Below are 7488 nucleotides of genomic sequence, written 5' to 3'. Positions count from 1 at the left end.
CCCCCAATTCTTATAAAACATGCGCGCCCCGGCGCGCGCCCCCCCCCGCTCCCACATTGGCGATGGTTAGCCGGGAAAGCCCCTGCCGAGCATGGCTCGGCACTACAGGGGCATTGCTGGTGAAGCCGCTGCCGAGCATGGCTCGGCACTACAGGGCTTCTCAGCCGTTTTCCTGCAGCGCCAGCTGCATGTCGCGCTGGCGTCGCTTGTCGGCGCGGGCCGAGATCCACCAACCCAAGACCGCGACCGTCGATACCGCCAGCACCATCAGCGTGGCCAGGGCGTTGATCTTCGGGCTCACGCCCATGCGCACCGAGGCGAAGATCTTCATCGGCAAGGTGGTCGAGCTGGGGCCGGCGACGAAGCTGGCGATCACCACGTCGTCCAGCGACAAGGTGAAAGCCAGCAGCCAGCCGGACAGCAGCGCCGGGGCGATGATCGGCAAGGTGATCAGGAAGAACACCTTGAGCCGGTTCGCGCCCAGGTCCATCGCCGCTTCTTCCAGCGAACGGTCCAGCTCCTGCAGGCGCGAAGACACCACCACCGTGACGAAGGAAATGGTGAAGGTCACATGCGCGATCCAGATCGCCACAACGCCCTTTGATGGCAGGCCGAACAGGCCGCCCATCGACACCAGCATCAACAGGATCGACAGGCCGATGATCACTTCCGGCATCACCAGTGGCGCGGTCACCAATGCACCGAACACAGTCTTGCTGGGGAAGCGCTTGAAGCGGGTCATCGCCATCGCCGCCATGGTGCCGATCACCATCGATGCACTCGCCGTCCAGAATGCGATCTTGATGCTGATCCAGGCCGCCTGCAGCAGCTGGCGATCGCGGAACAACTCGCCATACCACTGCGTGGAGAAGCCGGCCCATACCGTCGCCAGCCGCGAGGAGTTGAACGAATACACCATCAACAACAGGATCGGCAGGTACAGGAAGGCGAAGCCGAGCAGCAGGATGCTCCAACCCAACCAGGAACTACGCCGGGTCATGCTCATGCCAGCTTCCCTTCCAGCTCACGCTGCTGCGAACGGTTGAAGATGATGATGGGGATCAGCAGCAGGATCAGCATCACGATCGCCACGGCAGACGCCAGTGGCCAGTCACGGTTGTTGAAGAACTCGCCCCACAGCACGCGGCCGATCATCAAGGTATCCGGGCCACCGAGCATTTCCGGGATCACGAATTCACCCACCGCCGGAATCATCACCAGCATGCAGCCAGCGATGATGCCGCTGCGCGACAGCGGCAAGGTGATGCGCAGGAAGGCCTGCCACGGTTTGGCACCGAGGTCATAGGCAGCTTCCAGCAGACGGTGGTCGAGCTTGACCAGGTTGGCGTACAGCGGCAGCACCATGAACGGCAGGTAGCAGTAGACGATGCCGATATAGGCCGCGACCGGGGTGTAGAGGATGCGCAGTGGCTCGTCGATCAAACCCATGCCCATCAGCGTGCGGTTGATCAGCCCATTGCTGTCGAGGATGCCGATCCACGCATAGACGCGGATCAGGAACGACGTCCACGACGGCAGCACCACCAGCATCATCGCGATGTTGCGCGCCGACGACGACATGCGTGAGATCACATAGGCCATCGGGTAGCCGATCAACAAGGTCAGCAGCGTGGAGATCACCGCGATCTTGATCGAGCTCAGGTAGGCCACCACGTACTGGCTGTCGGTGAACAGCGCGGTGTAGTTGCCCAGGTTGAGATTGACCGTGAACGCATTGTCCACGTATTCCACGATGGAGGTGTACGGCGGCATCGCCACCGCCATCTTGGCGAAGGAGATCTTCAACACGATCAGGAACGGGATCGCGAAGAACAGCAACAGCCACAGGTACGGCACGCCGATCACACCCGCGCGTGCACCCGGCAGCCAACGCCGCCAACCGCTGGTGAGTGGACTGGTCGCGCTCATGAGGTCAGCACCACGCCGTCGTTGTCGTCCCAGGACACCCAGACTTCGTCGTTCCAGGTGATGCCGTCACTGTCCCAGCGCTTCATGTTGGCGAAGTTGGACAGGATCTTGGCACCGCTGGGCAGGCGCACGTGGTAAACCGAGTGGCTGCCGAAATAGGCGATGTCCTCGACCACGCCGAAGGCCTTGTTGGTGTCGCCCTCGGGCTCTTCCTTGGCGATATGCACCTTCTCCGGACGCAGCGCAAACGCCACCGGCTGGCCTTCGTAACCAGTGATGCCGTGGCCGACGTAGATCGGCGCCGGGAAATCCGCGGTACGCACGGTGACGTATTCGGGCAGGTCTTCGTCGATCACGCCCTCGAAGGAATTCACCGAGCCGATGAATCCGGCGACGAAGCGGTTGGCCGGTTGCTCGTAGATGTCATCCGGCTTGCCGATCTGCTGGATCCAGCCCTGGTCCATCACCGCGATGCGGGTGGCCATGGTCATGGCTTCTTCCTGGTCGTGGGTGACCATCACGCAGGTGACGCCGAGCTGCTCGATGATGTTGACCAGCTCCAGCTGCATCTTCGAGCGCAGCTTCTTGTCCAGCGCGCCCATCGGCTCATCCAGCAACAGCAGCTTGGGGCTCTTCGCCAGCGAGCGGGCCAGCGCCACACGCTGCTGCTGTCCGCCGGACAGCTGGTGCGGCTTGCGCTTGCCCAGCTTCTGCAGCTGCACCAGCTCCAGCATCTCGCCGACGCGGCGGGCGATGGCGTCCTTGGCCATGCCGTCCTGCTTGAGGCCGAAGGCGATGTTCTGCTCCACCGTCATATGCGGGAACAGCGCATAGGACTGGAACATCATGTTGATCGGCCGCTCGTAGGGCGGCAGCGCGGTGATCGGCTGGCCGTCGAGCAGGATCGTGCCCTTGGTCGGGGTTTCAAAGCCGGCCAGGCAGCGCAGCAGGGTGGACTTGCCGCTGCCCGAACCGCCCAGCAGGGCAAAGATTTCGCCCTTGCGCACGTCCAGGTTGACGTCGTCGACGGCGACGAAGCCATCGAACTCCTTGCGCAGATCACGGATGGACAAGTAGCCGGGCTCGCTGTTCAAAGCGATGGCCTCTGGCTTGGCGTCAACGGGCATGTAGGGCTCCGGAAGCGGGCAGATGAACAAACGCGCGTAGTGTAGCCCCCTGATTTTACGGGCGACACCGCTGGCTGTGGCGATTGGCGTGCCCCTCCCCTTTGGCGCAGCCAAGGGGGAGGTTGGGAGGGGGTGGCTTTTGCTCCGGCTCGTAGATCCGCAGCGGCAGGAGCCAGAGCTGCAAAGCACCCCTCCCCAACCCTCCCGTTGGCTGCGCCAAAGGGAGGGGGCCAAGCTGGAGCCCGCCGGCGCCACTGTAGTGCCGAGCCATGCTCGGCAGGGGCATTACACGCAGCACGTCCAGTACGGCGTCAGCCGCGAAGCTGGCAATGCCCGGAGACCCAAAAAGCTTACCCCTCCCCAGCCCTCCCCTTGGCTACGCCAAAGGGAGGGGGCCAAGCGCCGGCTTCGCCATCTCCACTGGCAACCGGCAGCGCGCGAACGCCACAAACAACAACGCCTCCCTGCAGGAGGGAGGCGTTGTAAAGACTCACACGCTAAACCTGCCTGAAATCAACGGCCGGTCTTGATCTCGGTCCACAGACGGGTATACAGCTTGTCCGTCTCCGGGCTGTTGATCGCGTAGGTGAACATCTTGGCGGCCACATCCTCGGCCGGGTAGATGGTCTTGTCGTCGCGGATGGCCGGATCGACCAGCGAGGTCGCCGACTTCACCGGGTTGGCGTAGTGGGTGACGTTGGTGTTCTTGGCGGCCACTTCCGGCTGCAGCAGGTAGTTGATGAAGGCGTACGCGTTGCCCGGATGCTTGGCGTCCTTGGGGATGGCCAGCATGTCGAACCACTGCGGCGCACCTTCCTTCGGGATGGAGTACGCCACTTCAACGCCGTTCTTGGCCTCTTCGGCGCGGTCGCGGGCCTGGATGATGTCGCCCGACCAGCCGACCACCAGGCAGGTGCTGCCATTGGCCAGAGAACCGACGTACTGCGAGGAGTGGAAGTTCTGCACGTACGGGCGGATCGACTTGAGCAGGTCCGCCGCCTTCTGCAGCACGGCCGGGTCGGCGCTATGCGGGTCTTCGCCCAGGTAATGCAGTGCGACCGGGATCATGTCGGCCGGGGTGTCCAGCAGGGTCACGCCACAGTCCTTCATCTTGGCGATGTTTTCCGGCTTGAACACCAGGTCCCAACTGTTGGCGATGTCGGCGCTGCCGCCGAAACGCTCTTTCAGCTTGGCCACGTTGTAGCCGATGCCGGTGCTGCCCATCATGTACGGCACGCCGTACTGGTTGCCCGGGTCCTGGCCAGCGATACGCTGCATCACCGCCGGGTCGAGGTTGGCCAGGTTCGGGATCTTGCTCTTGTCCAGCGGCAGGAACACGCCGGCCTGGATCTGGCGGCCGAAGAAGTTCAGCGTCGGCACCACGATGTCGTAGCCGCTGTCGCCGGTCAGCAACTTGGTCTCGACCATTTCGTCACTGTCGAACACGTCGTAGGTGACCTTGATGCCGGTCGACTTCTCGAAGTTCGGGATGGTGTCTTCGGCGATGTAATCGGAGTAGTTGTAGACGTTGAGGACCTTGGCCTCGCCGCCTTCAGCGGGCTTGCCGCCAGTTTCCTTGCCGCCGCAGGCAGCAAGCAGGGAAATGGCGACACCAACGGTCAGAATGCGCAGATTCATGGGTTCTCCAGTGTGATCCGGGAGCGGTATGGGGGACCGGCCAAGCCGGGAAGTGGGCATATTGTCCCATCTGCGGCGGTTTCGTGTGTAGAAGGCAGGTTGCTGGCTGTGGGAGCGGCTCAAGCCGCGAAGCTGGCAATGCTCGAAAACCACAGCAGAGCTTACCCCTCCCCAACCCTCCCCTTCGCTGCGCGAAAGGGAGGGAGACAAGCTGTGGGAGCGGCGTGAGCCGCGAAGCTGGCAATGCTTGAAACGCCACAGCAGAGCTACCCCTCCCCAACCCTCCCCTTGGCTTGCGCCAAAGGGAGGGAGCAGAGCTGCATGCACCGCCCCTCCCCTTTGCTGCGCAAGAGGGAGGGAGGCAAGCCTCGCGCTCAAACGTTCAGCAGCAGGAACTCGCGCTCCCAGGAGCTGATCACGCGGAAGAAGGTCTCGTATTCCTTGCGCTTGACCGAGACATAGGCCCGGCAGAAACGGCGCCCCAGCAGCTCCTGCAGGGCTTCGCAGCCCTCCAGCGCATCCAGCGACTCGCCCAGCGAGCGCGGCAGTTCGTAGCCCAGCTCCTTGGCGTTGCCGCTGATCGGGGTGGTCGGCGTCAGCTTTTCGCGGATGCCAAGCAGGCCACAGGCCAGCGTCGCCGCCATCGCCAGGTAGGGATTGGCGTCGGAGCCGGCAAAGCGACTCTCCACGCGGTTGTTCTCCAGGCTGTCCATCGGCACGCGCAAGCCGCAGGTGCGGTTGTCAAAGCCCCACTCCACATTGCTCGGCGATACCTCGCCAAACACCAGCCGGCGATAGGAATTCACGTTCGGGGCGAAGAAACCCATCGCCGCCGGCACGTACTTCTGCAGGCCAGCCAGGTAATTGTCGAAGGTTTCGCTGTACTCGCCTTCGGCGTGGCCGGCAAACACATTGCGGCCATCGGCAATGCGCACCAGGCTCTGGTGGATGTGCATGGCGCTGCCGGGTTCGGTCTCCATCGGCTTGGCCAGGAAGGTGGCATAAATGCCGTGACGCAGCGCCGCCTCACGCATGGTGCGCTTGAACAGGAATACCTGGTCGGCCAGCGACATCGCGTCGGAATGGGTGAAATTGACCTCCAGCTGCGCAGCGCCGGATTCGTGGATCAAGGTGTCCACGTCCAGCTTCATCGCATCGCAGTAGTCGTACATCAGGTCAAGGATGGGATCGAATTCATTGACCGCATCGATCGAATACGACTGCCGCGCGGTCTCCGGGCGACCGGAGCGGCCAGCAGGCGGCAGCAGCGGGAAATCCGGGTCGGTGTTCTTCTGCACCAGGAAGAACTCCACTTCCGGCGCCACCACCGGCTTCAGCCCAAGCGCTTCGTAGGCAGCCAGCACCCGCCGCAACACATTGCGCGGTGCCAGCTCGTGCGGCTGGCCATTCTTGGTGTAGCAGTCGTGGATGATCTGCGCGGTCGGATCTGTCGCCCACGGCACCATCCGCACGGTATCCGGGTCCGGGCGCAGGATCATGTCCGCGTCGGCCGGCGAGGTCAGTTCGTAGTAGTCATCCGGGTAGTCGCCGGTCACCGTGGTGGCGAAAATGCCCTCGGGCAGACGCGTGCCGTAATCGTGCGAGAACTTGTCGGCCGGGATGATCTTGCCACGCGCGTTGCCGGTGATATCCGGCACCAGGCATTCAACCTCGGTGATGTGCCGCTCCTTCAGCCAGCGCAGCAACAGGCTTTCTTCCTGGACGGCGGTGGCGGTTTTACGGCTGCGGGTGCGGGGGCGCGACGTCATGGGGAACCAACTTGTTTGTTTGACCGATAGCGGCGACAGGCCTCGCCGAAGGCGTTGAAAATACCCAGATAGAACGGATTCTCGGTAACCCGCCACTCCGGATGGAACTGCAGGCCGAGCAGGAACGACGGCCCGCTGCCACGAAACGCCTCGATCAGCCCGTCCGGCGCGCGGGCCTCGACCCGCAGCCCTTCGCCCAGCCTGGCAACACCTTGCCCGTGCACCGAGTTGACCATCACCTCGTTGCCGCCGGCAATGCCTGCCAGCAAACCACCCGGGCTCAGCTGCAGCGCATGTGCCGGCCCATATTGCACCTCCAACGATGACGCTGGGTTTTCACGGTGGTCCGCCAGCCCGGGCACTTCATGGACTTTTGGATGCAGACTGCCACCAAAGGCGACATTGACCTCCTGGAAACCACGACAGATCGCCAGTATCGGCATGCCCAACGCCAATGCCTGCGGGATCAACCCGAACACATTGGCATCACGCGCCGGATCATGCGGATTGCCCGGCCAGCTGTCGCCACCATCGTAGTGGTGCGGCTCGATATTGCTGGTTGCACCGGTCAGCAGCAGGCCATCCAGCGTCGCCAACCACGCCTCGGCTGGCAGCGGCGGCTGCAGCAATGGCAGCAGCAATGGCATGGCCTGCGCGCCGTCGACAACCGCGCGCACGTACTTTTCACCAACGACAAGAAACGGATGGGACCCGATCGGTTTGCTGTCGGTAGGCAAGCCGACCAGCGGCAGGCTGGCCATGGGTAACGCTCATGAGACGTGCCAGCACGCTACCCCTGCCCCACTGATTAGGCAACCAAGCGCCATCCGGCATTCAAGCAATGCAAGGCACACTGCACGGAATCTTCACCGGCCTGTGCACGCCGCACACGCCGGGGTCGTTACACTTCCCGCCCCCGATTCGGCCTGATGTCTGTGGACGCTGCTGCATCCGTATACCCCCCGAGCTGGTATGCCGCCAGCCAACCCGAACTTCCGCTGCGCGCGCGCCTGCATGGGCAGGCG

At 63.3% G+C, this 7488-nt stretch carries 6 protein-coding genes; all 6 read right to left on the bottom strand.

Annotation, left to right across the window (positions count from 1 at the left end; translation table 11 throughout):
* Positions 1–160: 160 nt before the first annotated feature.
* Entirely contained in the window at positions 161–1006 is an 846-nt protein-coding gene (locus QMX78_RS18930) for an ABC transporter permease subunit (protein ID WP_282272471.1), read from the bottom strand.
* Positions 1003–1929 (bottom strand): ABC transporter permease subunit, encoded by a 927-nt coding sequence (locus QMX78_RS18925; protein ID WP_282272470.1) that lies wholly within the window; start codon positions 1927–1929, stop codon positions 1003–1005. Before QMX78_RS18925 ends, QMX78_RS18930 begins: the two co-directional genes overlap by 4 nt.
* On the bottom strand, positions 1926–3056 hold the full coding sequence (potA, locus tag QMX78_RS18920; protein WP_282272468.1) for a polyamine ABC transporter ATP-binding protein: 1131 nt from the start codon (positions 3054–3056) through the stop codon (positions 1926–1928). Before potA ends, QMX78_RS18925 begins: the two co-directional genes overlap by 4 nt.
* Before the next feature lie 513 nt (positions 3057–3569).
* Entirely contained in the window at positions 3570–4694 is a 1125-nt protein-coding gene (locus tag QMX78_RS18915; RefSeq protein WP_282272466.1) for a polyamine ABC transporter substrate-binding protein, read from the bottom strand.
* 374 nt (positions 4695–5068) lie between these two features.
* Positions 5069–6463 carry a glutamine synthetase family protein gene (locus tag QMX78_RS18910; protein ID WP_282272464.1) on the bottom strand — a complete coding sequence of 465 codons (1395 nt, stop codon included), beginning with the start codon at positions 6461–6463 and terminating at the stop codon, positions 5069–5071.
* Positions 6460–7224 (bottom strand): gamma-glutamyl-gamma-aminobutyrate hydrolase family protein, encoded by a 765-nt coding sequence (locus QMX78_RS18905; RefSeq protein WP_282272462.1) that lies wholly within the window; start codon positions 7222–7224, stop codon positions 6460–6462. The genes QMX78_RS18910 and QMX78_RS18905 overlap by 4 nt, the downstream gene beginning before the upstream one ends.
* Between the last annotated feature and the right edge of the window lie 264 nt (positions 7225–7488).

Source organism: Stenotrophomonas sp. PS02298 (genome assembly GCF_029959445.1).
Classification (GTDB): domain Bacteria; phylum Pseudomonadota; class Gammaproteobacteria; order Xanthomonadales; family Xanthomonadaceae; genus Stenotrophomonas.
This window is presented reverse-complemented; position numbering and strand designations above follow the sequence as displayed.

Coding starts and splice junctions, on each gene's coding strand:
- QMX78_RS18925 (WP_282272470.1), bottom strand. CDS start 1,929: ATGAGCGCGACCAGTCCACTCACCAGCGGTTGGCGGCGTTGGCTGCCG.
- QMX78_RS18910 (WP_282272464.1), bottom strand. CDS start 6,463: ATGACGTCGCGCCCCCGCACCCGCAGCCGTAAAACCGCCACCGCCGTC.
- QMX78_RS18905 (WP_282272462.1), bottom strand. CDS start 7,224: ATGGCCAGCCTGCCGCTGGTCGGCTTGCCTACCGACAGCAAACCGATC.
- potA (WP_282272468.1), bottom strand. CDS start 3,056: ATGCCCGTTGACGCCAAGCCAGAGGCCATCGCTTTGAACAGCGAGCCC.
- QMX78_RS18915 (WP_282272466.1), bottom strand. CDS start 4,694: ATGAATCTGCGCATTCTGACCGTTGGTGTCGCCATTTCCCTGCTTGCT.
- QMX78_RS18930 (WP_282272471.1), bottom strand. CDS start 1,006: ATGAGCATGACCCGGCGTAGTTCCTGGTTGGGTTGGAGCATCCTGCTG.